The organism is Streptomyces albiaxialis, assembly GCF_039530985.1.
Lineage (GTDB): Bacteria > Actinomycetota > Actinomycetes > Streptomycetales > Streptomycetaceae > Streptomyces > Streptomyces albiaxialis.
This window is the reverse complement of sequence record NZ_BAAAPE010000015.1, coordinates 182,232-208,240: the sequence shown is the minus strand read 5'-3', so window position 1 is coordinate 208,240 and position 26,009 is coordinate 182,232. Positions and strand designations below refer to the sequence as shown.

Here is a 26,009-nt window from a genome sequence, read left to right as displayed (position 1 = left end):
GAGTAAGTTGACTCCCGCGTCAGCACGTTGAGCCATGCGAGCACTTCCCCACCCCACCCCCGCGCCGCGAGCCGCGAACAGGAGCCGACAATGGGTGTCCGGAAGGATCTGAGAACGGCGAAACGGCGCGGCGACCTCGCCGCCCGCGTCCGCTACGAAGTGATCGACGAGGGCGGGACCGTGCGCGAGGTCCGCGCGGAACCGCTCGTACCGCCCGCGCGGACCGGCAGCATCGCCGACATCCCGTTCACCAACGCGGCCGAGGCACCCGGCGCCACCGTGCTGCGCCGCAAGGAGGGCGGGGCCTGGCATCCGGTCACTGCCACCACCTTCGCACGCGAGGTCGCCGACGCCGCGAAGGGGCTCGTCGCCGCGGGCCTCGCGCCGGGCGGACGCGTCGCCCTCATGTGCCGCACACGGTACGAATGGTGTGTTCTGGACTTCGCGATCTGGGCCGCCGGCGGGCAGACCGTTCCCGTCTACGCGACCTCGTCCGCCGAGCAGCTCGCCTGGATCCTCGGCGACTCGGGCACCGCCTTCCTCCTCGTCGAGAACGACGAGCACGCGGCGACGGCCGAGGAGGTCTTCGCCGCGCTGCCCGAGGGCTCCGAACGCCCTCGGCTCTGGCAGATCGACGCGCCGCCCGGCGGCACCTCCGCCCTCTCCCGGCTCGCCGCGCTCGGCGCCGACGTGCCCGACGAGGAGCTGGCCAAGCGGCGCGCGGCGCTCGGGCCCGACACCGTCGCGACGGTGTGCTACACCTCCGGCACCACCGGCAAGCCCAAGGGCTGCGTGCTCACGCACGGCAATCTGCACGCCGAGGCCGCCAACACGGTCGAGCTGCTGCACCCCGTCTTCCAGCAGGTCACCGGGCAGACCGCCTCGACCCTGCTCTTCCTGCCCCTCGCGCACATCCTCGGCCGCACGATCCAGATCGCCTGCCTCTCCGCCCGGATCGAATTCGGCCACTGCCCGAGCATCAAGCCCGAGGAGCTGCGGCCCGAACTCCGCTCGTACCGGCCGACGTTCGTCGTCGGCGTGCCCTATCTCTTCGAGAAGATCCACGACACCGGGCGCGAGACCGCCGAGAAGATCGGCCGCGGCGCCTCCTTCGAGCGCGCCGACCGTACGGCCGTACGCTTCGGCGAGGCGTATCTGCGGAAGTTCCTGGAGACCGGCAAGGGCCCGGGCCCCGGCCTGTACGCCGCCTGGGCGCTCTACGACCTGCTCGTCTACCGGCGCGTCCGCAAGGAGCTGGGCGGCAGGCTCCGCTACGCGATCAGCGGCGGCTCCCCGCTCGACCGCCGCCTCAACCTCTTCTTCTACGCGGCGGGCATCATCGTCTACGAGGGGTACGGCCTCACCGAGACCACCGCCGCCGCCACCCTCATCCCGCCCCTCACCCCGCGTCCGGGCACCGTGGGCCGCCCCGTGCCCGGCACGGCCGTACGGATCGCGGACGACGGGGAAGTGCTGGTCAAGGGCGGCGTCGTCTTCGGCGCGTACTGGAACAACGAGGAGGCGAGCCGCGAGGTCCTGCGCGACGGCTGGTTCGCCACCGGGGACCTCGGGCGGCTCGACGAGGACGGCTTCCTGAGCATCGTCGGGCGAAAGAAGGACATCCTCATCACCAGCGGCGGCAAGAACGTCTCCCCCGCGCCCCTGGAGGACCTGCTGCGCAGCCGCCCGCCGGTCGCCCAGTGCATGGTCGTCGGCGAGGGACGGCGGTACGTGGCGGCGCTCGTCACCCTCGACCCGGAGGCCGTCGCGCACTGGCTGGCCGTGCGCGGGCGCCCCCGCGACACCCCCTTCGCCGAGCTGCGCGAGGACCCGGACCTGCTCGCGGCCGTCCAGCGTGCCGTGGACTACGCGAACGCCTCGGTCTCCGCGGCCGAGTCCATACGCCGCTTCCGCGTGATCGACGGCGACTTCACCGAGGAGAACGGGCTCCTCACCCCCTCGCTCAAGGTCAAGCGCAGGGCGGTGGCCGAGGCGTACGCCGACGAGATCGAGGCCCTGTATGACGCGTGAGCGGCCGGAACACGCGTACGACTACGACGTGATCGTCGTGGGCTCCGGCTTCGGCGGCGCGGTCTCGGCGCTGCGGCTGACGGAGAAGGGCTACCGGGTCGGCGTCCTGGAGGCCGGGCGCCGCTTCGCGCGCGAGGAGCTGCCGGCCTCCTCATGGGACCTGCGCGACTATCTGTGGGCCCCGGCCCTGGGCCTCTACGGCATCCAGCGCGTCCACCTGATGGCGAACGTGATGATCCTGGCGGGCGCGGGGGTCGGGGGCGGTTCGCTGAACTACGCGAACACGCTCTACGTGCCGCCCCGCCCGTTCTTCACCGACCGCCAGTGGGGCCACATCACCGACTGGCAGGCCGAACTCGCGCCCTTCTACGACCAGGCCCGCCGCATGCTCGGCGTACGCCTCAACCCCACGACCACGCCCTCCGACGTCCACCTCAGGGCGGCGGCGGACCGGATCGGCTACGGCGACTCGTTCCACCCGGCGCCCGTCGGCGTCTTCTTCGGCGACGGGCGCGACGCCGACGGCCGCACGAAGGCCCGTCCGGGCGAGTCGGTGCCCGACCCGTACTTCGGCGGAGCGGGCCCGGAACGCACGGCCTGTGTGGAGTGCGGCGAGTGCATGACCGGCTGCCGCAAGGGCGCCAAGAACACGCTCAACGAGAACTACCTCTACCTGGCCGAGCGGGCGGGCGCCCGGGTGCACCCCATGACGACCGTCCTGGGCGTGCGCGAGGAGGGCGACGGCTTCGCCGTCACCACCCGGCCCACCGACCGGCGCCGGGTACGCCCGCGCGTCCTCCTCGCCCGCCGTGTGGTCCTCGCGGCCGGTACGTACGGGACGCAGACCCTGCTGCACCGGATGCGCGACACCGGCGGGCTCCCCCGGCTCTCCGCACGGCTGGGCGAGCTGACCCGCACCAACTCCGAGGCCCTGGTGGGCGCGCTCACCTTCCCCCGCCGCTACCGCGCGCTGCACGGCCGCGACGCCGAGCTGGACTTCACCAGGGGCGTGGCCATCACCTCCTCGGTCCATCCGAACGCCAGCACCCACATCGAGCCCGTCCGCTACGGCAAGGGCTCGAACCTGATGGCGCTGATCTGCGTCCCGCAGTACGCGACGGGCGGGCGGCTGCCGAACTGGCTGGCGGCGCTCGGCCAGTACCTGCGGCACCCGCTGCTCGTCCTGCGCACCGCCACCACGTACCGCTGGTCGGAGCGGACGATCATCGGGCTCGTCATGCAGACCCTCGACAACTCCCTCACCACGTACCGCCGACGGCGCGGCCCCGGGAAGGGCCTGCTCACCGCCCGTCAGGGGCACGGCGCCCCGAACCCGGCGCACATCCCCGAGGGCGCCGAGGCCGTACGGCACATCGCCGAGCGCATCGGCGGCTTCCCCGGCACCAACCTCGGCGAACTCGCGGGCCGCCCGCTGACCGCGCACTTCCTGGGCGGCTGCCCCATCGGCGAGGACGCCGACAGCGGCGTCGTCGACCCGTACCACCGGCTGTACGGCCACCCCGGCATCAGCGTCGTCGACGGCTCGGCGGTCTCCGCCAACCTCGGCGTGAACCCGTCGCTGACCATCACGGCGCAGGCCGAGCGCGCGATGTCCCTGTGGCCCAACAACGGCGAACCGGACCCCCGCCCGGCTCCGGACGCCCCGTACGTACGCCTGGATCCCGTGCCTCCCCGTGAACCCGCCGTCCCCGAGGGGGCTTTCGCGGCGCTGCGGCTCCAGTAGGGTGCCCCGCGTTTGACCGGTCCGAGGTCGACGTGAGGAGAGCTCATGCGCATACGTCCGAGAGCGTGGCTGTTCCCCCTGCTGGCGGCGGCGACGACGCTCACCGTGGTGCTGGTCACCGTCCCCGGGGACGGCGGCTCGCGCGACGGCCGTCCCCGTGCCGGGACGGTCGCGGCACCCGCCCCCGCGGGCAAGGCGAAACCCGACGCCCGCGACGTCGTCCTGGCCGTCCACGGCGGCGCCGGGACCGCGCTCGTGCGGGACGAGACCAGCCCCGAGAAGGAGAAGGCCTACCGCGACGGCCTCGAACGGGCCCTGCGCGCCGGACAGAAGTCCCTCGACCGCGGCGCGAGCAGCGTCGAGGCCGTCGAGGCGGCGGTGAACGTGCTGGAGGACGACCCGCTGTTCAACGCGGGCAAGGGCGCGGTCTTCACGGCGGACGCGGGCCACGAGCTGGACGCCTCGATCATGCGCGGCTCCGACCTCGAGGCCGGTGCCGTGGCGGGCGTGAAGCATGTGCGCAACCCCATCACCGCGGCGCGGCTGGTGATGGAGAAGTCCAAGCACGTGATGCTCGCGGGCCAGGGCGCCGACGACTTCGCCGTGGAGCAGGGACTCAAGCCCGTCACGCAGGACCACTTCTGGACCCAGCGGCGCTGGGACCAGCTCATGGAGGCGAAGGGCAAGAAGTCCGCCGCGGAGAAGGACAGGAACAAGGACAGGGACGAGGACAGGGACGAGGCCAAGGGCACGGTCGGCGCCGTCGCCATCGACCGCGAGGACGACATGGCGGCGGCCACGTCGACCGGCGGCATGACCAACAAGATGGCCGGGCGCGTCGGCGACTCCCCGATCATCGGCGCCGGTACGTACGCCAAGAACGGCACCGTCGCCGCCAGCGCCACCGGGGACGGCGAGATCTTCATCCGCGGCGCGGCGACGGCCACGATCTCGAACCTCATGGAGTTCGGGGGCAAGGACGTCGCGCGGGCCTCGTACGAGGTCCTGGTGAAGCGGCTGCCGAAGCTCGGCGGTACCGGCGGGGTGATCGCCCTCGACGCGAAGGGCGTCTTCGACGCGCCGCACAGCAGCGAGGGCATGCTGCACGGCTACCTCACGAAGGACGGCAAGCTCGTCACCAAGATCTTCAAGGAGGAGTCCCCGCCGAATCAGTGAGACCGGGCAGGGGGCGGCTGAGCAGGGGCTGCCCCTTGCCGCGCGTCGCAGCCCCCGGGCCCGCTCCGGCTGAGCGCGCAGTTCCCCGCGCCCCTGAAGCCGCCCCTCCGGGGCGTGCTTCATCCGCGCGGGTACGCCCCGTCAGGGGCGCGGAGAACTGCGCGAGCGGCCACGACGCACCCGCAGGCGGCCCGGCACGACAAGGGGCAACCCCTGTCCGTCTAACCAGGCAGCGGGGCCAGCGGGGTCCTCAACGGGAGGCCCAGCAGGGCGCGTTCCCTCACCCACCGCGTGGGCCGGTAACGGGGGTCGCCCGTCGACGCGAGCAGCGACTCGTAGAGGGCCAGCATCCGCTCGGCGCCCAGGGAATCGCCCCACGCCAGGGGGCCCTTGGGATAGCCGAGGCCCAGGGTGACCGCCGTGTCGATGTCGTCCGGCGTCGCGATGCCGCGCTCGGCGATCGACGTGGCGACCGCGACGATCGAGGCCAGCAGCCGCTGGGCCGCCGACCCGGCGGTGTCCCGGACCACCGTCACGGCGTGCCCCTCGGAGAGGACCGCCGCCGCGTCCCGCACCGCGTCGGCCGAGGTCGCCGGGGTGACGGCGAGGACGCGGCGCGGGGTGCCCAGGGAGAGCGGGTCGAGACCGAGCGTGCGCTCGGCAGGCAGGCCGTACCGGGCGACCGCCTCCGCGACGGACGTCCCCCACGTGGGGACCAGGACCAGACCCCCGTCGCGCTCCGCGCGGCGCAGCGCCGCCCGCAGGGCGTCGGCCTCGGGCCCCTCCCCCGCGACGGCCACGGGGCGGGCGGCGTCGCCTCCGGCGAGGTCCTGCTCGGGGACGTCGCGGGGGCCGGGCCCGCCGCCGTCGTACGCGTAGAAGCCGCGACCCGTCTTGCGGCCGTGCAGGCCCGCCGTCACGCGGTTCGCTGTGAGGTACGAGGGGCGGAGCCGGTCGGAGAAGCGGAAGCCGCTCCAGACGGTCTCCATGACGGACGCGGTCACATCGAGCCCGGTGAGGTCCATCAGCTCGAACGGGCCCATGCGCAGGCCCAGGACGTCGCGGGCGATCCGGTCGAGCTCCGCGGGCCCGGCCACGGACTCCTCCAGCAGCGCGAACGCCTCGGTGACCAGGCCGCGCCCGGCGTGGTTGACGAGGAACCCGGGGGTGTCGGCGACGGTGACGGCGCGGTGGCCGCAGCCCTCCACGAACGCGGCCAGCATCGGCGGCACGTCCGCCCGCGTCTCCGCGCCCGGCACGACCTCGACGATCCTCATCAGCGGCACGGGGTTGAAGAAGTGCAGCCCCGCCAGCCGTCCGGGGTCGGAGAGCTGCGCGGCGATGCGGGTGACGGGCAGCGAGGAGGTGTTGGTCGCGAACACGGTCTCCGGCGGCAGTACGCGCTCCAGCTCGGTGAAGACCCCGGCCTTGACCTCCAGCTCCTCCAGCACGGCCTCGATCACCAGCTCGGGCGCGCCGTCCTCGGCCGGAGGCGCGTAGGGCGAGTCGAGCGGGACCAGCCGGTCCAGCGCGCCCTTGGCCTCGTCGGCGGCCATCCGCCCCTTCTCGACGGCGCGCTCGCACATGCGCCGGACGAAGTCCACGGCCTCGGCGACCGACTCGGTGCGGGCGTCGGCGAGTTCGGCCGTATGGCCCGCGGTGACGGCCCACTGGGCGATGCCGCGTCCCATCGTGCCCGCTCCGACGATCCTGATGCGCATCGTGCGTCCGTCCTCTCGGCTCGTTCCGGGTCACGGAACAGTGGACCTTGCGCGGCCCGAAATGGAAAGGTCGGCCCCATGACATCGCAGTCCCGGCGCACGGCGCAGTCCATCGTGATCAGCCACCCCCTCCGTACGCCGATCGGGAGGTTCGGCGGCGCCCTGGCGGGGCAGCGCCCCGCGGGGCTCGCGGCGCGGGTGGTCGCCGAGGTCGTGTCGCGGAGCGGCGTGGCGCCCGACGACGTGGACGAGGTGATCCTCGGGCACGCCTACCCCAGCATGGAGGCCCCGGCGATCGGCCGGGTGGCGGCGCTGGACGCGGGGCTGCCGCAGTCGGTGACGGGCACGCAGATCGACCGCCGCTGCGGCTCGGGCCTCCAGGCGGTGCTGGACGCGGCGATGCAGATCCGGGCGGGCTTCAGCGAGGTCGTGGTCGCGGGCGGCGTCGAGGTGATGAGCGCCGCGCCGTATTACACGCACGAGGGACGCTGGGGCATCAAGGGCCCGGGGCTCCAGTTGCACGACGCGCTGGCGCGCGGGCGGGTCACGGCGGGCGGCGAGAACCACCCGGTGCCCGGCGGCATGATCGAGACGGCCGAGAACCTGCGCCGCGAGTTCGGGATCTCGCGCGAGGACCAGGACGTGCTGGCGCTGCGCTCGCAGCGGCGCGCGGCGCACGCCATGGAGAAGGGCCTGTTCGCCGACGAGACGGTGCCCGTGACCGTGCGGACGCGGAAGGGCGCGGACGTCGTGACGGCCGACGAGCATCCGCGTCCGGACACGACCGCCGAGCAGTTGGCGGGGCTGCGCCCGGTCATGGGCAAGGACGACCCGGAGGCGACGGTCACCGCGGGCAACGCCAGCGGGCAGAACGACGCGGCGGCGGCCTGCCTGGTCACCTCGGAGGCCACGGCCGAGCGGCTGGGGGTCACGCCGATGCTGCGGCTCGTGTCGTTCGCGCGCGCGGGCGTGCCTGCGCGGACCATGGGACTGGGGCCCGTCCAGGCGACGCGTGACGCGCTGGAGCGCGCGGAGCTGACGCTCGCTGACCTCGATCTGATCGAGCTGAACGAGGCGTTCGCCGCGCAGGTCCTCGCCTGCACCCGCGCCCTGGGGCTGACCGAGAGCGACCACGAGCGGCGGATCAACGTGAACGGTTCGGGCATCTCGCTCGGCCACCCGGTCGGCGCCACGGGCGCGCGGATCCTGGCGACGCTCGCGCACGAGATGCGGCGCGGCCACGCGCGGTACGGGCTGGAGACGATGTGCATCGGCGGCGGCCAGGGGCTCGCCGCGGTCTTCGAGCGCGCCGACGCCTGACGGCCCCGCCGGTCCCGCCGGTCCCCAGGGGGCCGGCTAGTCCATCTCCTGCGCGATCCGGTGGAGCATCTCCCGGCTCGCGGCGGGCGGTTCGGAACGGGTCACCAGGCAGTCGACCACGTGCCGGTATGTCTCGATGTCGGAGGCGCCCTCCAGATAACTGGCGCCGTTGAGCTGTTCGAGATAGACCACGTCCGGCAGTTCGGCCACCGGCATCCGCAGCAGCGTCACCGGGCCTCCCGCGGCGGCATGGCCCCCCGCGCTGAACGGCATGACCTGGACGGTCACATGGGGCAGGTCGCTCACCGCGATCAGGTGCCGCAACTGGGCGCGCATGATGGCGGTCCCGCCGACGGGGCGGCGGAGGGCCGCCTCGTCTATGACGGCCCACACGTGCGGCGACCGCGGCCCGTACAGGATCTGCTGGCGGCGCATCCGCAGGGCGACGCGGCGCTGGAGGCCGGTCTCCGACTCGTCGGCATGGGCGAGTTCGATCACCGCGCGGGCGTACTCGCGGGTCTGGAGCAGGCCGGGGACGAACTGCACCTCGTAGCTGCGGATGACGCTGGCGGCCTGCTCCAGGCCGATGTAGGTGTGCAGCCAGGACGGCACGGCCCCGGCGTACGCCTGCCACCAGCCCGGCGTGTTGGCCTCGTCGGTGAGGGCTTCGAGGACCGCGCGCTCGCCCTCGTCCGTGACACCGTAGATCGTCAGCAGGTCGGCGACGTCCCGCCGGGGGAACCCGGTGCGCCCGTGCTCCAGTTCGGCGATGCGCGACGGGGGCACGCGGATGGCCTCGCCCGCCTCGGCCCGGGTGATGTACTGGGCCTCGCGCAGCCGGCGCAGCCGGGTGCCGAGGACGAGCCGGGGCACCGCGGGGGAGGTGCCGCCCTCCCGGGTCCGCTCGGTTCCCCAGGTCCGCTCGGCCCTCCGGGTCCCCTCGGTCCTCTCGCGAAGCCCGCCTCCGGCGCCGCCCTCGCCGCCAGTGACGTCCGTGATGCGCATCCCACCGCTCCCGTACCGTAACCGCATAGGTCTCGCCACCTTCTCAGTTTCCCCTCCCCGCCGCATGGACCCCGCCCCGGGGTACCTTCCCAACTCGCGGCCCTGTCAGGCGCGAAGGTGTGCATGCACCTTGCCAGAGGCATTGCCACGGGGGAATCACGCCTCTGCCGCCGCGCCGCCTTGCCCCTGGCCCCGCGAGCGGGTAGACGGCTCATTCATGGGAACCTCACGGAACGCGCCGCAGGAGGAGAGCGAGGACGGGGCCCGCGGGGCCGCCGCGGGACTCGCCGCCGCCGGAGTCCACGGAACGGCACTGACCTGGGTCGACAACGCGGGCATCACGCGCGTCAAGGCGGTACCGGCGGGGCGGCTCGCCGAGGCGGCGGAGCGGGGCGTGGGCATGTCCCCGGTCTTCGACGTATACCTCGTCGACGACTCGGCGACGACCAGTCCGCACATCGGCGGCCCCGACGGGGATCTGCGGCTGCGGCCCGACCTGGACCGGCTGACGGTGCTCGCCGCGCAGCCTGGGTGGGCGTGGGCGCCGGTGAACCGTTACGAGCAGGACGGCACCCCGTACGCGGCGTGCCAGCGGCAGTTCGCGGCGCGCATGGCGGGGCGGGCGCGGGACGAGCAGGGCATCGAGCTGCGGATGGGGTTCGAGACGGAGTGGACGGTCGTCCGCGGCCGGCTCCCCCAGGCCGGGGCCGAGCTGGACTATCCGGTCACGGGGCCCGCGTACGGCATGACGCGCGTGGTCGAGCTGTCGGACTATCTGCGCGACATCCTGGAGGCGCTGGCCGCGCAGGGAGTCGAGGTGCTGCAGATCCATCCCGAGTACTCCCCGGGCCAGTTCGAGCTGTCGGTCGCGCCGAGCGGCCCGGTGGGGGCCGCCGATCTGGCGGTGCTGGTGCGCGAGACGGTGCGCGCGGTGTCCGTACGGCACGGGCTGACGGCGTCGTTCGCGCCGGTCGTGGAGCCGGGCGGGGTGGGCAACGGGGGGCATCTGCATCTGAGCCTGTGGCGCGACGGGCGGAATCTGTGCGAGGGCGGCGAGGGGCCGTTCGGGATGACGCGGGAGGCCGAGGCGTTTCTCGCGGGGGTGCTGCGCGAGCTGCCCGCGCTCCTCGCGATCGGCGCCCCGACCCCCGCGAGCTATCTGCGGCTGCGGCCCTCGCGCTGGGCGGGCGCCTACCACTGCTGGGGACTTGAGGCGCGGGAGACGGCGCTGCGCTTCGTCGCGGCGGCGCCCGGTGTGTCCGGTGCGGCGAACGCGGAGGTCAAGTGCATGGACGCGGCGGCCAATCCGTATCTGGTGACGGGCGCGGTGCTCGCGGCGGGGCTCGCCGGCATGGCGGATCCCGCGCCGCTGCCGCCGCCCGCCTCGGGCGACCCGGCGCTCACGGGCACGCAGCGCAGGCTGCCGACCTCGCTGCCGGTGGCGCTGGGCCGCTTCGAGCGGTCGGCGGTGCTGCGCGAGGCGCTCGGGGAGCCGCTGTTCGGGGCGGTCGCGGCCGTACGCAGGGCGGAGAGCGAGCTGTTCGAGGGGGCGACCCCGCTGGAGATCGCGGCGGCGACACGAGGACGGTACTGAATGACCGGGCAACCGCTGCTCGTCGACCAGCACTGCCACGGCGTGCTCAGGTCGGGTCCGGGGCGCGCCGCGTTCGAGGCGTACCTGAGCGAGTCGGACGTGCCCGCCGCGCCGGGCACGAGCTTCTTCGACTCGCAGCTCGGCTTCGCCGTACGGCGCTGGTGCGCGCCCGTCCTCGATCTCGCGCCGCACTGCCCGCCGGAGGAGTACCTGGACCGGCGCGCGGAGCTGGGCACGGCCGAGGTCACGCGGCTGCTGCTGCGCGCGAGCGGCATCTCGGCGTTCCTGGTGGACACCGGGCTGCCGGGTGATCTGCTGACGCCCGCGGAGCTGGCGGAGATCGCGGGGGCCGAGGCGCACGAGATCGTCCGCCTCGAACGGCTCGCGGAGCGCGCGGCGGACGCCGCCCGCGACACCAACGCGTTTCTCGCGGAGATCTCCGACGGCGTCCGCGAATCGGTGCGCACCGCGCGGGGGTTCAAGTCGGTGATCGCGTATCGCGCGGGGCTCGACTTCGCGCCGCAGCCGCCGGGCACCTCGGAGGTGTACGCGGCGGCAGACCGCTGGCTCTCCTCCCGCGTGCGCGGCAGCAGGCTGAGCGACCCGGTGCTGCTGCGCCATCTCCTGTGGGCGGCGGTCCGCACGGGCCTGCCCCTCCAGATCCACACCGGGTTCGGCGATCCGGACCTGCGGCTGGACCGCTGCGACCCGCTGCTGCTGACGGACTTCGTGCGCGCGGTCGCGCCGTACGGCACGCCGCTGGTGCTCCTGCACTGCTACCCGTACCACCGGGGCGCGGGCTATCTGGCCGCCGCCTTCCCGCACGTCTACGCCGACTTCGGGCTCTCCCTCAACCATGTCGGGGCCCGTGCGGGGGCGGTGCTGGCGGAGCTCATGGAGCTGGCGCCCTTCGGCAAGCTCCTCTTCTCGACCGACGCGTACGGGCTGCCCGAGCTGTACGTGGTGGGCGCCCGGCTCTTCCGCGAGGCGGTCGCGGCGACGACGGGCGCGTTCACGGGGTCCGGCGCCTGGTCGGAGGAGGACGCGGCGCGGGTCACGGCCCTGCTCTCCGCCGGGAACGCCGCCCGCCTCTACGGCCTGGCACCGGCGCACTGAGCGGGCGGCTCTCCCGCGGGACGTACGGGGGTGTCCCCGCCGGAGAGCCGCGCCTCCAGGGAGCGTGCCCGCGCGCCTGCGGGCCCGCAAGACGTTTCGGCGCAGCCCGAAAAGCGCCGCCCGGCGGGGCGGACGCGGTCCCGCCCGACGCGAGAGGACCGGGCCCGCACCCTCCCCAGGGAATGAGGGAGGACGGGTCCGGTCCCGGCGCGGGCGGGTGTCAGCCGCCGATGTTGACGTCCACACAGGCGTAGAACGCGTTGGCCGTGTCGGCGACGTTCCAGACGGCGAGGACCGTCTGCTTGCCGGTGACGCCGCCGAAGTCGACGTTGTGCGACAGCTCGGACGGGGGCTGCTGGCCGCCCTGGTCGAACTCGGCGATCTTCTTGCCGTCGATGAAGTACTGCCAGGTGGTGGTGCGGTGGGCGGCCGTCAGCTTCCAGTTGAAGGTCGCGGAGCTGCCGACGTTCGCGACGTTCCACCCGTGGTTGTCGTCACGCAGCTCGGCCCACTCGTCGTGGCCGCCCGCGCAGTCCTGCAGGCCCTTCGGGCCCTCGACGCTCTGCGGTTCGTACTTGATCGAGCCGCACTCGACGACTCCGGCCGCGCACTGGGCCTGCCTGCTGGCGGGGTCGCTGATGTAGCCGTGGGCACTGGCGGGGGTCACCGAGAGGCCGAGGACCAGGAAGGGCGAGAGCCCCGCACCGGCCAGCGCGGCCAGCTTCCTTTTCTTGTGCATGTCAACTCCTTACGGAGAGCACGGGTGGGGGGGGAGAGGGCGTGGTGAGGCAAGGTTCCACGCCCTCCAATTGGTCTAGACTTTACAACTCGGTGACCGTACGCGGTCAAGAGTGCGTACACAGAAACGGATTCCTCGGATTCCCCGTGCGTGCGTCCTTGCCGCGGGAATGCCGGAGGTGCTCATGATTGTTCCCGTCCGGCGGAGCACGGCACGCTCTGCGACCCCGAAGCAGGAGAAAGCATGAGCACCATCGAGCTGACCAAGGACAACTTCGAAGAGATCGTCTCGGACAACGACTTCGTCCTGATCGACTTCTGGGCGGCGTGGTGCGGCCCCTGCCGTAGTTTCGGTCCTGTCTACGAGGCCGCTGCCGAGCGGCACCCCGACCTCGCGTTCACCAAGGTGGACACCGAGGCACAGCAGGAGCTGGCCGCCGCGTTCGAGATCCAGTCGATCCCGACGCTGGCGATCATCCGGGACCGCACCCTGGTCTTCGCCCAGCCCGGGGCGCTGCCCGAGACGGCCCTGGAGGACGTCATCGGCCAGGCCCGCGAGCTGGACATGGACGAGGTCCACAAGTCGGTGGAGGCCGCGCAGAACGGCGGCCAGGAACAGGGCGGCGGCCAGGAAGCCTGACCGTCGCCCCTCCCGGGGCCCGTCTCGGGACCCCCGGGGCCCGTCTCCGGGCCCTCGCCGTCCGCGCTCAGCGGCTCCCTGCCACCGGGGCCGCGGGCCCGGACGCAGGGGCGGACGCGGGCGCCGTCCGCGGCATCAGGCGGAAGTCCTGCCGCACCGGGTGCCCGTCGCGCGCGAGCACGCGGGCGACGGCGGCGAGCCGGTCGGGACTGCTCGCGATCACGTTCACGAAGCGGTCGGGCAGGCCCGCCGCGGCGTACTCGCCCCGCTCGTCCGTGATGGCCCGCATCAGCTCCCGCCCATGGGTGCCGGTCACCGTGATCGCCACCCCCGCGAGCGGCTGCCCGTGCTGGTCGGTGACCCGGCCGGTCAGCACGGGGTCCTGCTGTCCCAGCCGGTGGGTGTGCGGCGCGACGGCGCTGGGCTGCGGCATCTCGAACGACGGATCCTCGACGGGCGCCTCGACGGACTCGGCGGACTCCCCCTCGGCCTCGCGGCGCGCGGCGCGCCGCTCCTTCCAGGCGCCGAGCAGGATGAGCGCGACGCCGAAGACGATCCAGCCGCAGATCACCAGGACCGGCCGCACGATGTCCTTGCTGTCGAAGTAGAACAGCCCGCGCAGCGCCTCGATCAGATTGCCCATCGGCATGATCGGATGCAGCGCCCGGAAGAAGCCCGGCACCATCTGCACGGGGATGGCCCCGCCGCTCGACGGCATGCTGAGCAGCACGAAGAGGCCCATGGCCACGCCGGGAAAGAACTGCTTGAAGAACGGCACCAGCCCGTACGAGGTCAGCGAGACCGCCTGCGTCATCAGGAAGATGAACAGGATCGCCAGCGGATCGTCCGGGACGACGTCCATGCCGCGCGCCGTGACGTACGCGATCACACTCATCAGCGCGCCCGCGGTCACGAACGTCGCGACCTTCTTGCGCCGCCCGAATGTCGTCGCCCGCAGCAGCATCATCACCATGATGTACGAGGGGATCGTGCAGGCCAGCACCAGATAGAAGAGGCCGGTGCCCATGCCGTCGCCGGGCGCGGTGGACGCCACGTCGTGCATGTGGAGCTGTCCGCCGCTCTGCTGGGCGACCTTGGTGAACGTCTTCTGGAGCACGGACTCCAGCGAGTACCCGTCGGCCTTCGCGACGAAGAGCTGCGGGTCGGTCCGGTCCGGAACGTATCCGGCGGTGGCATCGCGGTCGGTGACCGCGTCACGCGCCGCGTCCGCGTCCGCGACCCGGTGGATGTCGAAGGCCCCGGGGCTCTTCTGCTCCAGCGCCTGTTCGAGCTGGCCCGCCGAGGGCCCGGCGACGGCCACGTCGACGTGGTGCGGGACCGGGTTGTGGAACGGCAGCAGATAGCAGACGAGGAACCCGGTGAAGAAGAACGCCGGGAACCAGAGCGTCGATGCCAGCGTGCGCGCGGTGGTGGCCAGCGACGACGCCGCTCCCCCGCTTTCCGGTTCCGCCTTGTGCTCCGCCATGGACGTGGTCCGCCTCCCCAGAAATAGATGACTACTGCAACGTTTAGCAACGCTAACAGAAAAGTGCAGTGCTGCAAAAATGCACTACTGTAGAAACATGGCCGTCGAGGAAGCCGGTGCCCCGCCCGCGCCCTGCGGGCTGCGGGAGCGGAAGAAGCAGGAGACGCGCGCCGCGCTGCGGGACGCGGCCGTGCGGCTGTATCTGGAGCGCGGCCCCACGGCGGTCACCGTGCACGACATCTGCGAGGCCGCCGGTGTCTCGCCGCGCACCTTCTTCAACTACTTCGACAGCAAGGACGACGCGGTCTTCGACTGGGACCACCGGCTCACCGGCCAGCTCGTCGCCACGCTCGCGGCCCGCCCCGCGGCGGAGCCCCCGCTGGAGGCGCTGCGCCGTACCTTCCACGAGACGATCCCGACGCTCGTCGCCGACGCGGGCTGGCGCGACCGGCGCCGCCTGCTGCGGGCGTACCCGGAGCTGATCCCCAAGCTGCTGCACAGCAACAGCACCATGCCGGTCGCCATCGCGGAGGCCGTCATGGAGCGCACGGGCCTTCCGCCGGACGCGCTCTACCCTCGCCTCGTCGCGGGCGCTGCGCTCACCGCGCTGCGGGCCTCCATCGGGGCCTGGGACCCCGACACCTCGGCGGAAGAGCTGATCGCGGTCCTCGACGAGTGCTTCGGCTCTCTGGCCGGGGGTCTGCGTCCCCCCTCGCGCTGAGTCGTCCTCTCCTCGGGGCCGGGCCCGGGCTGCCCCTTGCCGAACGCGCCGGTCCGCGGCCGCGTCGTGGCCGCTCGCGCAGTTCCCCGCGCCCCTGACGGGGCGCATCCTCTGGCGCCTCGTGAAGCACGCCCCGAAGGGGCGGCTTCAGGGGCGCGGGGAACTGCGCGCCAAGCCACGAAGCGCCCGCGGACCGCGGCGCACGAACGGGGCAGCCCGGACCCGGCGGCCCTTAGCCCAGGGCCTGCGAGAGGTCGTAGCTCACGGGCTCCTCGAGCTGGGCGTATGTGCACGTCGACGGGTCTCTGTCGGGGCGCCAGCGGTGGAAGAGGACCGTGTGGCGGAAGCGGCCCGCCTCCATGTGGTCGTAGGCCACCTCGACCACGCGTGAGGGGGCCAGCGGAATCCAGCTCTGGTCCTTCGTGCCGCTCCAGCGGTTCGGGCTGCCCGGCATCCGGTTCAGCTCGTGCGCGGACTCGTCCTGCCACGCGGCCCAGGGGTGCCCGGCGAGGGAGTCGAGCCGGAGCGGCGCCAGCTCCTCCATCAGCTCGCGGCGCCGCTTCTCGCTGAAGGACGAGGAGCCGCCGACGTACTGGAGGACGCCCGCCTCGTCGTAGAGCCCGAGCAGCAGTGAGCCCACGGCGGCCGGGTCGCGCTTGTGCGCGCGGAGCCCGGCGAGGACGCAGTCGGCGGTCCGCTCGTGCTTGACCTTGATCATCAGCCGCTCCCCCGGCCGGTACGGCAGATCGAGCGGCTTGGCGATCACCCCGTCGAGGCCCGCGCCCTCGTACTGCCGGAACCAGTCGCGGGCCACGTCCACGTCGTACGTCGCGGGCGCGAGGTGCAGCGGGGCGCGGGCCCGCGCGAGGGCCGCGGCCAGCACCTGGCGGCGCTCGGAGAGCGGGAGGGCGAGCGCGGCGATGTCGTCGAGGGCCAGCAGGTCGAAGGCGACGAAGCTGGCGGGGGTGGTGCGGGCGAGGAGCCGTACGCGGGAGTCGGCGGGGTGGACACGGGCCTGGAGCGCCTCGAAGTCGAGCCGCTCGCCGAGCGCGACGACGATCTCCCCGTCCAGCACGCACCGCGCGGGGAGCTGGGCGCGCAGCACGTCGGCCAGCTCGGGGAAGTAGCGGACGAGGGACTTCCCGGTGCGGCTGGCCAGCTCGATCTCGTCGCCGTCCCGGAAGACGAGACAGCGGAATCCGTCCCACTTGGCCTCGTACTGCATGCCGGGCGGGATGCGGGCCGCCGGCTTGGCGAGCATCGGTTTCACGGGCGGCATCACCGGAAGATCCACATTCGTGATTCTCCGCCGGGACGCGCCGCCGCGCCTGCGCCGCGCGCCCCGCCGGGTGACCATGGGGCCATGCTGCTGGCCGACATCGCCCGGACGTCCCGCGAGATCGCGGAGACCCCGGCCCGTACGGAGAAGGTCGCGCTGCTCGCCGGGCTGTTCCGGCGCGCTGAGCCGTCCGAGGTGCCCGTCGTCGTCACCTACCTCGCGGGGCGGCTGCCGCAGCGCAGGACCGGCGTGGGCTGGAGCGCGCTGCGCGAGCTGCCGCCGCCCGCCGCGGCGCCCCGGCTCACGCTCGGCGACGTCGACGCGGCGCTGACCCGGATCGCCGCCGTCGGCGGCAAGGGCGCGCAGGCCGAGCGGAAGCGGCTGGTCGGCGAGGTGATGGCGGCGGCGACGGCGGAGGAGCAGTGGTTCCTCGTCCGGCTGATCGGCGGGGAGCTGCGGCAGGGCGCGCTGGACGCGTTCGCCGTGGAGGGCCTGGCGGCGGCGACGGACGCGGAGCCCGGCGAGGTGCGGCGCGCGGTGATGCTCGGCGGTTCGCTGGGCGCCGTCGCGCGCGAGCTGCTCGCCCACGGCCCGGCGGCGCTCGACGGCTTCCGGCTGGAGGTCGGCAGGCCCGTGCTGCCGATGCTGGCGCACACCGCGAAGGACGTGGCCGAGGCCCTCGACAAGCTCGGCCCCTGCGCCGTCGAGGAGAAGCTCGACGGCATCCGCGTCCAGGTCCACAAGGACGGCGACGACGTACGGGTGTGGACCCGCACCCTCGACGAGATCACCGAACGGCTGCCCGAGATCGTCGCGGCAGGCCGGGAGGTGGCCGCGGAACGGGCGGTGCTGGACGGCGAGGTGATCGCCCTGGGCGAGGACCCGCGGGGCACGGGGGAACGGCGGCCGCGCCCCTTCCAGGAGGTCTCCGGACGCGTCGCCTCGCGCCTCGACGTGACGGGCGCGAGCAGCGAACTGCCGCTCTCCCCCGTCTTCTTCGACGTGCTGAGCGTCGAAGGGCGCGAACTGCTGGACCTCCCGACGGCCGAACGCCACGCCGAGCTGGCACGTCTCACGCCCGAGCCCCGCCGCGTACGGCGGCTGGTCGTACCGGACCCGTCGGACGCCGAACGGCGCGAGGCCGCACGCGAGTTCGCCGAGGAGGTGCTCGCGCGCGGGCACGAGGGCGTGGTCGTCAAGGGCCTCGACGCGCCCTACACCGCCGGGCGGCGCGGCGCCTCCTGGCTGAAGGTCAAGCCCGTGCACACCCTGGACCTGGTGGTTCTGGGCGCCGAGTGGGGGCACGGGCGGCGCACCGGCAAGCTCTCCAACCTGCACCTGGGCGCCCGGCGCGCCGACGGCTCGTTCGCGATGCTCGGCAAGACCTTCAAGGGCCTCACCGACAAGCTGCTGGTCTGGCAGACGGCGCGGCTGCGGGAGCTGGCGACGAGCGAGGAGAGCTGGGGCGTACGCGTACGGCCCGAACTCGTCGTGGAGATCGCCTTCGACGGCGTCCAGCGCTCGACGCGCTACCCGGAGGGCGTCACGCTCCGCTTCGCCCGCGTCGTCCGCTATCGCGAGGACAAGACGCCGGAGGAGGCGGACACGGTGGGGTCGGTGCGTGGGCTGCTGCGGTGAGCACGGGGCCCGGCACCGTCAGCCGAGCGCCGCGCGGATGCGGGCCGCCGCCGTCTCGGCCTCGGCCTCGTCCGCGTAGCGTCGCCGGGGCCAGAAGAAGCCGCGCAGCCCGTCCTTGCGGTTGCGGGGCACGACATGGACGTGCAGGTGCGGCACGGACTGGCTGACCGTGTTGTTCTCCGCGACGAACGACCCGGCCGCCGCCATGCCGCGCTGCACCGCGCCCGTGACGCGCTGGACGGCGGTGAAGTACGGCCCGACCGCGTCCCCCGGCAGATCGGTGAGGGTCTCCACATGCCGCCGGGGCACCACGAGCGTGTGCCCGGGGAAGAGCGGGCGCCGGTCGAGGAAGGCGACGACGGCCTCGTCCTCGTAGACCCGGTACGCGGGCTGGCCGCCCGTGACGATCGCGCAGAACACGCAGTCCGGGGACGGCTCGGCCGCCGTCACGCGAACGTGTCCGGGTCGGGCCCGACGCGGACTCCCGTCTCCAGCCGCCGGAGCGCACCCATGTCGTCCTCGTCCAGCGCGAAGCCGAAGACGTCGAGGTTCTCCCGGATACGGGCGGGGGTGACGGACTTCGGGATCACCACGTTGCCGAGCTGGAGGTGCCAGCGCAGCACGGTCTGGGCCGGGGTCCTGCCGTGCTTCTCGGCGATCGCGAGGACGGCGGGGTCGTCGAGGACGCCGTTGCCCCGGCCGAGCGGAGACCAGGCTTCCGTGGCGACGCCGTGCTCCGCGTCGAACGCGCGCAGGGCGTCCTGCTGGAGGCGCGGATGCAGCTCGATCTGGTTGACGGCGGGCACGACGCCGCTGACGTCGAACAGCCGCTGGAGGTGCGCGGGCTGGAAGTTCGAGACGCCGATCGCCCGGGCGCGGCCGTCGGCGTGGATCTCCTCCAGAGCCCGCCACGTCTCCACGTACGTGTCGCGGGCCGGGACGGGCCAGTGGATGAGGTAGAGGTCGACGTGGTCGAGCCCGAGCCGGGAGAGGGAGGCGTCGAAGGCGCGGAGGGCGGCGTCGTATCCCTGTTCGGTGTTCCAGAGCTTCGTGGTGACGAACAGCTCGTCGCGCGGGATGCCGGACGCCGCCAGGGCACGGCCGGTGCCCTTCTCGTTCTCGTAGAGCGCGGCCGTGTCGATGCTGCGGTACCCGGCCTCCAGCGCCTCGGTCACGGCCTGCTCCGCCTCGTCGTCCGGCACCAGATAGACGCCGAATCCGAGCTGGGGCATCCGGGTGCCGTTGTTGAGCGTGACGTCGGGGACGCGCGTCATGGGGGGACTCCACCTCCGCCTCGGGGGCCGACAGCTTCCTCCGCCATTGACGCATACGTGCGAGCACGCCGCGCCTCCGGGCCGCTCAGTCCTCGCGGACGTTCTCCCGCGGCCTGGGCAGCACCGCGAACAGGAGCGCGGCCAGCAGGACGGTCGCCGCCCAGCCCAGGCCGTTCTTGCCGATCCAGGTGTCGACGAGCGGGCCCTCGAACCAGTCGACCTTGGTGAAGCCGAGCCCCAGGAGCAGCGCGATGCCCCAGGCCGTCATGGCCTGCCAGCAGAAGCCGCCGACATACCAGTAGCGGCTGGTGCGCCCGGTGTCGAGCAGGGCCTCGGCGTCGTAGCGCACGGCCATCCGGCGGCGGCGCAGCATGTCCACCGCGTAGACGCCGACCCAGGAGGAGAAGGAGACCGCGAGCAGGGAGAGGAACGAGATGAACGAGCCGTAGAAGCTCTTGGCGACGAGCATCAGCAGTAGTCCGCCGACGAGGCTGATGACCGCGTTGATGCTGACGGCCGAGGCGCGCGGCAGCTTGACGCCCATTGTCTGCGCGGTGAACCCGGCCGAGTACATCGAGAGGCTGTTGATCAGCACCATGCCGATCAGCGCGATGATCAGGTACGGCACCGCGAGCCACATCGGCAGGGCCTCGCCGAGGAAGGAGACGGGGTCGTTCGTCTTGGCGAGCGCCGGGCTCTCCACCGACATCACGCCGCCCATGAGCACCATCGGCACCAGGACGAGCAGGGCGCCGGAGACGGTCGTGCCGAAGATCTTCTTGCCGGAGGCGCTGTGCGGCAGGTACCGCGCGAAATCGGGCCCGGTCGGGATCCAGGAGATGCCGCCCGCGGCGATGGTGCCGATGCCCGCGATGAGCATCGCGGTGCCGCCGGCGGGCTTGGAGAAGACCTTGTCCCAGTCGATGGTGGAGATCAGATAGACCAGGACCAGCACGGTGAAGAGGCCGAAGAGATAGGTCGACCAGGTGTTGCAGAGGTTCAGCACCTTCCGCCCCATGCCGCTGACCAGGAACGTCACGCCGACGAAGGCGAGCAGCGTGACGACGATCAGCGGGGTGTTGGACTTGATGCCGAAGAGCAGGTCGAGGACGGTGAGCACCGCGTAGGAGCCGGTGACCGCGTTGATCGTCTCCCAGCCGAAGCGGGCGACCCAGAGGATCATGCCGGGGAAGTAGTTGCCCCGGACGCCGAACGTCGCGCGCGAGAGCATCGCGCCGGGCGCCCCGCCCCACTTGCCGGAGACGGAGAGCAGGCCGACGAGGCCGAACGAGACGAAGCCCGCTATGGCGGCGGCGAACAGGACCTGCCAGAAGTTGAGCCCGTTGAAGACGACCAGGCCCGCGCCCATGGTGAGCAGCAGCACGCTGATGTTGGCGGCCACCCAGGTGGGGAACAGCTCCCGCACCCTTCCGCGCCGCTCGTGGTCGGGGACGGGCTCGATGCCCCGGGTCTCGATCGTCTCGTCCACCGCGGCGGTGGGGGCGCCCTCGCCGTCCGGGAAGGTGGCGGGGGCGTCAGTGGAAGCAGCCATGCGGGGGCTCCGTGCGGTTCTCAGGTGCGTCGTGCGTCATTGCAAGGCCCTGACCAGGACCGCGAGGGACTCTACGCGCGTTGCAAGACGCCCTCTATCGTACATAGCTACACAGTGCGTCCCTCTCGGCAGGCGTTTCCTCCAAGGCGTGAGGGCCGCCCGGAACACTGCCGGACGGCCCTCACGGCTCGTACGATCGAACAAACAGTCAGACGACCGGGACCAGCGCGACGGGGCACCGCGCGTGCTGGAGCACCGCGTTCACCACCGGGCTGACCTGCAGACTCAGCCGGCGCTGCTCGCGCCGGGCGCCGAGCACGACGGTCCTGGCGCCCTGGCTCAGGTCGATGAGCTGCTCGGCCGCCGAGCCGTGATGCGCCTCACTCACGCACGCCACGCCCTCGTAGTCGGCACCGATCCGCTCGGCGGTCTCGCGCACGAACGCCGCGGCGGCCTGACCCTCCGGGGAATCCTTCGCGGTCGACTTGCGCGGCAGGCCCGGCAGCACCGGATTGCCCCAGTTGTGGACGACCCGCAGCGACGAGCCGTCGCGGACCGCCTGCTCGAATCCGTACCGCAGCGGGGCCGTCGCGCCGCTGCGTTTCAGCCCGACGACCGTCTCGCGCCCCTCCGCGTCCGCCGACTCGTCGCCCCGCACCACCAGCAGCGGGCTCGCCGAGTGCGCGGCGAGGCGCAGCCCGACCGAGCCGAGCAGCAGCCCGCGGAATCCGCCGTGGCCGCGCGAGCCGACGACGGTCAGCGCCGCCGTGCGGCTGGCCCGCACGAGGGCGTCGGCCGCCAGCTCGTACGACCCCGAGGGCACCACCGTCAGCCCCGGCACCCGGTCCCTGGCCCGCTGGGCCGCGGACTCGGCGACCTCCAGCCCGGCCTTGCGCGCCCGCTCCCGGTCGGTGTCGGTCACCGGCACCGCGGCGTACCGCGGCGGGGCGGCGCCGCACAGCACCATCAGGCCGACGTCCCGCTGGTGGGCCTCGTCGGCGGCCCGGTCGAGGGCCCGCAGGGAGACCGGGGACCCGTCCACTCCGACGACCACGTGATCCCGTGGTACGCGCCTGCTGCCGGCCGTCGTGGGGCGCTCGTTCGTCTCCGGCATGTCCGTCCTCTCCTCACGTCACTCCCCGTGTACCCCGTCAGTGTGGGACACACAGGCCGCCAGCGGGAGGAGGCACGACTCAAGGCACCATCACGGCCCGTCCGTTGATCTTCCCGTCATGCAGAAGTTCATACGCACGCGGCGCGTCGTCGAGAGCGAACTGCTCGACGTGCACATCGAGTACACCCTGACGCGCGAACTCCAGTACCTCTTCCAGCTCTGCCCTGCTGCCCCAGTACGGTGAACGCACGGTGGCCTCGTAGCGAAGGGAGCCGAAGCCGACGGAGACGGCTCCCCCGCCGATGCCGAGGACCGTCACATCGCCCTCGATGCCCACGCACTCGGAGGCGAGCGCGGTGGTGGGCGGCGCGCCCACGCAGTCGAGCACGAGGGCGGCGCCGTTCCCCGAGGTGAGGTCCGCGATACGGGCGGCTGCCTTGCCGTCGGAGAGCATCGCCTCGTGGGCGCCGACGGAGCGGGCCAGCTCCAGCTTCTCCTCGGCGACGTCGAGCGCGATCACCCGTGCCGGGGTCATGGCGCGCAGGAGCTGGATGGCCACGTGGCCGAGCCCGCCGGTGCCGATGACCACGGCCGTACTCCCGGCGATCAACCTCGGTACCGAGAGTTTGATGGCGTGGTAGGGCGTGAGTCCCGCGTCGGTCAGCGGAACGGTGGACACAGGATCGAGGTCACCCAGCGGAATCAGATGGCGGGCGTCGTCCACGAGGAGGTACTCGGCCATCGCGCCCGGCGCGCCGAGCCCGGGCGGGAAGATGCCCTCCTTCTCGGCACGCAGGCAGTAATTCTCCTTTCCCTGGGCGCAGTTGTGGCAGACGCCGCAGCCCCAGGGGCCGTACACGGCGACGGAGTCCCCGACCTCGAAGCCCTTCGCGCCGTCGCCGAGCGCCGCGACCGTGCCGACGCCCTCGTGGCCGAGGGTCAGCGGCAGCGGGAAGGCGATCTGGTCGGCGCCCATGCTCATCACGGCGATGTCCGAGTGGCAGGCCCCGGCAGCCGTGACCTTCAGCAGCACCTGCCCGGGGCCCGGCTCCGGGTCCGGGACATCGGTCAGGACCGGTGCCGCGCCGATGTGCGGGTACTGCAGCGCCTTCATGGCTTCTCCCTCTCGCTCCGGGTCCTTCCACGGGCCGGGTCCTCACACGGCCGGTCCTTCCACGGGCCGCCGCGGTGGCCGCCGGCATCTCCCCGCCCACGGCCACCGCGGCAGGGCAGTCAGGCCGCGACCTGTCCTGACCGCCCGGCCGCCCCCGCCTGGTCCTCCTGGGACGCCCGGTCCTCCCCGGACGCCCGTTCCCGCGCCTCTCCCTGACGTACGGACACCACCAGCGCGTCCTTCTCGACGTCCGCGACCAGGGTGTCCCCGGGGCCGGCCTCGTCGCTGAGCAGGAAGGAGGCCAGCCGGTTGTCCAGCTCGGTCTGGATCGTCCTGCGCAGCGGACGGGCGCCGAACTCCGGCTGATAGCCGTGCGCGATGAGCAGCTTCTTCGCCGCCTCGGTGACCTCCAGGCCGATGTCCTGCGCCCGCAGCCGCCGCACGCTCTCGTCGAGCAGCAGGTCGACGATCCGCTCCAGGTCCTCCTCCGCGAGCGCGTGGAAGACCACCGTCTCGTCGATGCGGTTGAGGAACTCGGGCAGGAACGAGGCGTTGAGCTGCTCCTTGAGCTGCGGCCGGATCGCGTCGACGTCGCCCCTGTTGGCCAGGATGAGCTGGGAGCCGATGTTGCTGGTCATGATGACGAGCGTGTGGCGGAAGTCGACCGTACAGCCCTGGCTGTCCGTCAGCCGCCCGTCGTCCAGCACCTGGAGCAGGATGTTGAAGACGTCGGGGTGCGCCTTCTCGACCTCGTCGAAGAGCACGATGCTGTACGGCTGGCGGCGCACCTTCTCGGTGAGCTGGCCCGCCTCCTCGTGGCCGACGTATCCGGGCGGGGCGCCGACGAGCCGGGAGACGGTGTGCTTCTCCTGGAACTCGCTCATGTCGATGCGGATGAGCCGGTCCTCGTCCCCGAAGAGCAACTGCGCGAGCGCCTTGGCCAGTTCGGTCTTGCCCACGCCGGTGGGGCCGAGGAAGAGGAACGAGCCGGTGGGCCGGTTCGGGTCGCCCATGCCGGAGCGGTTGCGGCGTACGGCCTGGGCGACGGCCGTGACGGCCTCGTCCTGGCCGACGACCCGCTCGTGCAGCGCGTCCTCCAGCTTGAGCAGCCGGTCCTTCTCGCTCTCGGTGAGCTGGGAGACGGGGATGCCCGTACGCCGCGAGAGGACATCGGCGATGTCGGAGACCTCGACCGCCATCACGCCCTCGCGGCGCTCCTCGACGCCCGCCAGCTCGGCCTCGACCTCGGCGATGCGCTGCTTCAGCTCGGAGGCGCGTTCGAAGTTCTCGGCGGCCACGGCCTCGTCCTTCTCGCGGCCGAGCTTGGCCAGCTCGTCCTCGCGGGAGACGACCTCGGTCGAGCGGCCCAGTGAGCGCAGCCGTACGCGCGCGCCCGCCGTGTCCATCAGGTCGATGGCCTTGTCGGGCAGGAAGCGGTCGGTGATGTAGCGGTCGGCGAGGTCGGCCGCGGCGGCGAGCGCGTCATCGGTGAAGCGGACCTGGTGGTGCGCCTCGTACGAGTCGCGCAGGCCCTCCAGGATCTGCACCGTCTGCTCGACGGTGGGCTCGGAGACGAGCACGGGCTGGAAGCGGCGTTCGAGCGCGGCGTCCTTCTCGACGTTCTTCCGGTACTCGTCGAGCGTGGTGGCGCCGACGACGTGCAGCTCGCCGCGGGCGAGGGCGGGCTTGAGGATGTTGCCCGCGTCCATCGAGCCCTCGCCGCCGGAGCCCGCGCCGACGACGGTGTGCAGCTCGTCGATGAAGAGGATCACCGAGTCCGACTCGGCCTTGACCTCGTCGATGACCTTCTTCAGCCGCTCCTCGAACTCGCCCCGGTACTTCGAGCCCGCGACCAGTCCGGGCAGGTCGAGACCGACGACGCGGACGTCCTTGATGCTCTTGGGGACGTCGCCGGAGACGACGCGCTGCGCGATGCCCTCGACGATCGCGGTCTTGCCGACGCCGGGCTCGCCGATGAGGACCGGGTTGTTCTTCGTCCGCCGGGAGAGGACCTCCAGCGTCTGCTCGACCTCGTCCGCACGGCCGACGACCACGTCGAGCTTCCCCGCGCGGGCCTCCTCGGTGAGGTCGCGGCCGTACTCGTCGAGCGTGGGCGTCCTGCTCTCCGGCGCCGCTCCCGTGGGGGCGCCCTCGCGGCGGCCCGCGGACTCGGCGTCCCTGCCGAGCCGCCCGACGTCCGTGCCGAGCCCCTCCAGTGCCTTACGGGCGCCGGAGTCCCGGTCCTCCAGCAGCGCCGCGAGGATGTGCTCGGGCCCGATGTACGAGACGCCCGCGGCCTGGGAGTGGGCGTGGGCGCCGATGAGCACGCGCTTGGCGGCGGGCGTGAGGCCCGGCTCCGAGGAGGGCGTGCCGCTCTCCCCCGGCAGCGCCTCGGACAGCGCCCGGCCCAGCTTCTCCGGGTCGGCACCGGCCTCGGCGAGGAGCGAGCGCGCCGGGTCGACCTGGGTGCAGGCCCAGAGGAGGTGCTCGGTGTCGAGGTCGTCGCTGCCGTCCTGCTGGGCCCGGCCCGAGGCGGTGGCGAGCAGCTCCCGCGCGGAGTCCGTCAGCAGCCGTCCGATGGGCACGCGCTGCACGGCGGGCGGCGAGGAGAGGGGGGACGTCCCGAAGAAGCGGTTGAGCAGCTCGTTGAACGGGTCGGACGAGCCGAAGGAGCCGTACGGGGGCAGCGTCATGGGTATCGCTCCACGTCGGTCAGAAGTCAGGCCATGCGCACCACTCAACCAGC

The 26,009-nt window shown here is 72.8% G+C and carries 20 protein-coding genes; 9 read left to right on the top strand and 11 right to left on the bottom strand.

Annotation, left to right across the window (positions count from 1 at the left end; translation table 11 throughout):
* Positions 1-90 precede the first annotated feature (90 nt).
* Genes ABD343_RS30110 through ABD343_RS30100 form a run of 3 tightly spaced genes read left to right on the top strand, consistent with a single transcriptional unit; the run spans position 91 to position 4,951 of the window.
* Positions 91-2,031 (top strand): AMP-dependent synthetase/ligase, encoded by a 1,941-nt coding sequence (locus ABD343_RS30110; RefSeq protein WP_344532637.1) that lies wholly within the window; start codon positions 91-93, stop codon positions 2,029-2,031.
* Positions 2,021-3,775, top strand: a complete 1,755-nt coding sequence (locus tag ABD343_RS30105) for a GMC oxidoreductase (protein WP_344532635.1) — start codon at positions 2,021-2,023, stop codon at positions 3,773-3,775. Before ABD343_RS30110 ends, ABD343_RS30105 begins: the two co-directional genes overlap by 11 nt.
* Before the next feature lie 45 nt (positions 3,776-3,820).
* On the top strand, positions 3,821-4,951 hold the full coding sequence (locus ABD343_RS30100) for an isoaspartyl peptidase/L-asparaginase family protein (RefSeq protein WP_344532633.1): 1,131 nt from the start codon (positions 3,821-3,823) through the stop codon (positions 4,949-4,951).
* A gap of 221 nt (positions 4,952-5,172) precedes the next feature.
* Here ABD343_RS30100 and ABD343_RS30095 read toward each other — a convergent pair whose 3' ends face one another.
* Positions 5,173-6,672: a 3-hydroxyacyl-CoA dehydrogenase NAD-binding domain-containing protein gene (locus tag ABD343_RS30095; RefSeq protein WP_344532631.1), complete on the bottom strand. Its 1,500-nt coding sequence runs from the start codon at positions 6,670-6,672 to the stop codon at positions 5,173-5,175.
* A 78-nt stretch (positions 6,673-6,750) separates the two neighbouring features.
* On the opposite strand from ABD343_RS30095, the gene ABD343_RS30090 reads away from it, so the two are divergent.
* A complete protein-coding gene (locus tag ABD343_RS30090; RefSeq protein ID WP_344532629.1) occupies positions 6,751-7,992 on the top strand; it encodes an acetyl-CoA C-acetyltransferase in 1,242 nt (413 codons plus the stop codon).
* A gap of 36 nt (positions 7,993-8,028) precedes the next feature.
* Here ABD343_RS30090 and ABD343_RS30085 read toward each other — a convergent pair whose 3' ends face one another.
* Entirely contained in the window at positions 8,029-8,997 is a 969-nt protein-coding gene (locus ABD343_RS30085; RefSeq protein ID WP_344532627.1) for a helix-turn-helix domain-containing protein, read from the bottom strand.
* A gap of 217 nt (positions 8,998-9,214) precedes the next feature.
* On the opposite strand from ABD343_RS30085, the gene ABD343_RS30080 reads away from it, so the two are divergent.
* The gene (locus tag ABD343_RS30080; RefSeq protein ID WP_344532625.1) at positions 9,215-10,591 is read left to right on the top strand and encodes a type I glutamate--ammonia ligase; all 1,377 of its coding nucleotides are present in this window, start codon (positions 9,215-9,217) and stop codon (positions 10,589-10,591) included.
* Positions 10,592-11,707: an amidohydrolase family protein gene (locus ABD343_RS30075; RefSeq protein WP_344532623.1), complete on the top strand. Its 1,116-nt coding sequence runs from the start codon at positions 10,592-10,594 to the stop codon at positions 11,705-11,707. It begins immediately after the preceding gene.
* Between the two features lie 220 nt (positions 11,708-11,927).
* On the opposite strand, the gene ABD343_RS30070 is transcribed toward ABD343_RS30075, so the two are convergent.
* Positions 11,928-12,446, bottom strand: a complete 519-nt coding sequence (locus tag ABD343_RS30070) for a lytic polysaccharide monooxygenase (protein WP_344532622.1) — start codon at positions 12,444-12,446, stop codon at positions 11,928-11,930.
* A 243-nt stretch (positions 12,447-12,689) separates the two neighbouring features.
* Between ABD343_RS30070 and trxA the strand changes: the two genes are divergently transcribed.
* Positions 12,690-13,085, top strand: coding sequence for a thioredoxin (trxA, locus tag ABD343_RS30065; RefSeq protein WP_344532620.1), 396 nt, complete (start codon positions 12,690-12,692; stop codon positions 13,083-13,085).
* Between the two features lie 67 nt (positions 13,086-13,152).
* On the opposite strand, the gene ABD343_RS30060 is transcribed toward trxA, so the two are convergent.
* Positions 13,153-14,571: an ABC transporter permease gene (locus ABD343_RS30060; protein WP_344532618.1), complete on the bottom strand. Its 1,419-nt coding sequence runs from the start codon at positions 14,569-14,571 to the stop codon at positions 13,153-13,155.
* Positions 14,572-14,668: 97 nt separating this feature from the next.
* Here ABD343_RS30060 and ABD343_RS30055 point away from each other — a divergent pair, with 97 nt between their 5' ends.
* Positions 14,669-15,292 (top strand): TetR/AcrR family transcriptional regulator, encoded by a 624-nt coding sequence (locus tag ABD343_RS30055; protein WP_344532617.1) that lies wholly within the window; start codon positions 14,669-14,671, stop codon positions 15,290-15,292.
* A 232-nt stretch (positions 15,293-15,524) separates the two neighbouring features.
* Here ABD343_RS30055 and ABD343_RS30050 read toward each other — a convergent pair whose 3' ends face one another.
* Positions 15,525-16,586 carry an ATP-dependent DNA ligase gene (locus ABD343_RS30050; RefSeq protein ID WP_344532615.1) on the bottom strand — a complete coding sequence of 354 codons (1,062 nt, stop codon included), beginning with the start codon at positions 16,584-16,586 and terminating at the stop codon, positions 15,525-15,527.
* A 69-nt stretch (positions 16,587-16,655) separates the two neighbouring features.
* Here ABD343_RS30050 and ABD343_RS30045 point away from each other — a divergent pair, with 69 nt between their 5' ends.
* The gene (locus tag ABD343_RS30045; RefSeq protein WP_344532613.1) at positions 16,656-18,209 is read left to right on the top strand and encodes an ATP-dependent DNA ligase; all 1,554 of its coding nucleotides are present in this window, start codon (positions 16,656-16,658) and stop codon (positions 18,207-18,209) included.
* A gap of 18 nt (positions 18,210-18,227) precedes the next feature.
* Here ABD343_RS30045 and ABD343_RS30040 read toward each other — a convergent pair whose 3' ends face one another.
* The 6 genes from ABD343_RS30040 to ABD343_RS30015 form a co-directional block, all read right to left on the bottom strand.
* Positions 18,228-18,659: an HIT family protein gene (locus tag ABD343_RS30040; protein WP_425578314.1), complete on the bottom strand. Its 432-nt coding sequence runs from the start codon at positions 18,657-18,659 to the stop codon at positions 18,228-18,230.
* Positions 18,656-19,483, bottom strand: a complete 828-nt coding sequence (locus tag ABD343_RS30035; RefSeq protein WP_344532611.1) for an aldo/keto reductase — start codon at positions 19,481-19,483, stop codon at positions 18,656-18,658. The genes ABD343_RS30040 and ABD343_RS30035 overlap by 4 nt, the downstream gene beginning before the upstream one ends.
* An 85-nt stretch (positions 19,484-19,568) precedes the next feature.
* Positions 19,569-21,035 carry a purine-cytosine permease family protein gene (locus ABD343_RS30030; protein WP_344532610.1) on the bottom strand — a complete coding sequence of 489 codons (1,467 nt, stop codon included), beginning with the start codon at positions 21,033-21,035 and terminating at the stop codon, positions 19,569-19,571.
* Positions 21,036-21,243: 208 nt separating this feature from the next.
* Complete coding sequence (locus ABD343_RS30025; protein ID WP_344532608.1) at positions 21,244-22,149, bottom strand: universal stress protein; 906 nt, start codon at positions 22,147-22,149, stop codon at positions 21,244-21,246.
* Between the two features lie 79 nt (positions 22,150-22,228).
* Entirely contained in the window at positions 22,229-23,263 is a 1,035-nt protein-coding gene (locus ABD343_RS30020; protein WP_344532606.1) for an NAD(P)-dependent alcohol dehydrogenase, read from the bottom strand.
* 119 nt (positions 23,264-23,382) lie between these two features.
* Positions 23,383-25,956 (bottom strand): ATP-dependent Clp protease ATP-binding subunit, encoded by a 2,574-nt coding sequence (locus tag ABD343_RS30015; RefSeq protein WP_344532604.1) that lies wholly within the window; start codon positions 25,954-25,956, stop codon positions 23,383-23,385.
* Positions 25,957-26,009 lie beyond the last annotated feature (53 nt).

Bases quoted from the DNA above. Each gene is read 5' to 3' on its own strand.
- ABD343_RS30110 (WP_344532637.1), top strand. From the start codon at position 91: ATGGGTGTCCGGAAGGATCTGAGAACGGCGAAACGGCGCGGCGACCTC.
- ABD343_RS30105 (WP_344532635.1), top strand. From the start codon at position 2,021: ATGACGCGTGAGCGGCCGGAACACGCGTACGACTACGACGTGATCGTC.
- ABD343_RS30100 (WP_344532633.1), top strand. From the start codon at position 3,821: ATGCGCATACGTCCGAGAGCGTGGCTGTTCCCCCTGCTGGCGGCGGCG.
- ABD343_RS30095 (WP_344532631.1), bottom strand. From the start codon at position 6,672: ATGCGCATCAGGATCGTCGGAGCGGGCACGATGGGACGCGGCATCGCC.
- ABD343_RS30090 (WP_344532629.1), top strand. From the start codon at position 6,751: ATGACATCGCAGTCCCGGCGCACGGCGCAGTCCATCGTGATCAGCCAC.
- ABD343_RS30085 (WP_344532627.1), bottom strand. From the start codon at position 8,997: ATGCGCATCACGGACGTCACTGGCGGCGAGGGCGGCGCCGGAGGCGGG.
- ABD343_RS30080 (WP_344532625.1), top strand. From the start codon at position 9,215: ATGGGAACCTCACGGAACGCGCCGCAGGAGGAGAGCGAGGACGGGGCC.
- ABD343_RS30075 (WP_344532623.1), top strand. From the start codon at position 10,592: ATGACCGGGCAACCGCTGCTCGTCGACCAGCACTGCCACGGCGTGCTC.
- ABD343_RS30070 (WP_344532622.1), bottom strand. From the start codon at position 12,446: ATGCACAAGAAAAGGAAGCTGGCCGCGCTGGCCGGTGCGGGGCTCTCG.
- trxA (WP_344532620.1), top strand. From the start codon at position 12,690: ATGAGCACCATCGAGCTGACCAAGGACAACTTCGAAGAGATCGTCTCG.
- ABD343_RS30060 (WP_344532618.1), bottom strand. From the start codon at position 14,571: ATGGCGGAGCACAAGGCGGAACCGGAAAGCGGGGGAGCGGCGTCGTCG.
- ABD343_RS30055 (WP_344532617.1), top strand. From the start codon at position 14,669: ATGGCCGTCGAGGAAGCCGGTGCCCCGCCCGCGCCCTGCGGGCTGCGG.
- ABD343_RS30045 (WP_344532613.1), top strand. From the start codon at position 16,656: ATGCTGCTGGCCGACATCGCCCGGACGTCCCGCGAGATCGCGGAGACC.
- ABD343_RS30035 (WP_344532611.1), bottom strand. From the start codon at position 19,483: ATGACGCGCGTCCCCGACGTCACGCTCAACAACGGCACCCGGATGCCC.
- ABD343_RS30030 (WP_344532610.1), bottom strand. From the start codon at position 21,035: ATGGCTGCTTCCACTGACGCCCCCGCCACCTTCCCGGACGGCGAGGGC.
- ABD343_RS30025 (WP_344532608.1), bottom strand. From the start codon at position 22,149: ATGCCGGAGACGAACGAGCGCCCCACGACGGCCGGCAGCAGGCGCGTA.
- ABD343_RS30020 (WP_344532606.1), bottom strand. From the start codon at position 23,263: ATGAAGGCGCTGCAGTACCCGCACATCGGCGCGGCACCGGTCCTGACC.
- ABD343_RS30015 (WP_344532604.1), bottom strand. From the start codon at position 25,956: ATGACGCTGCCCCCGTACGGCTCCTTCGGCTCGTCCGACCCGTTCAAC.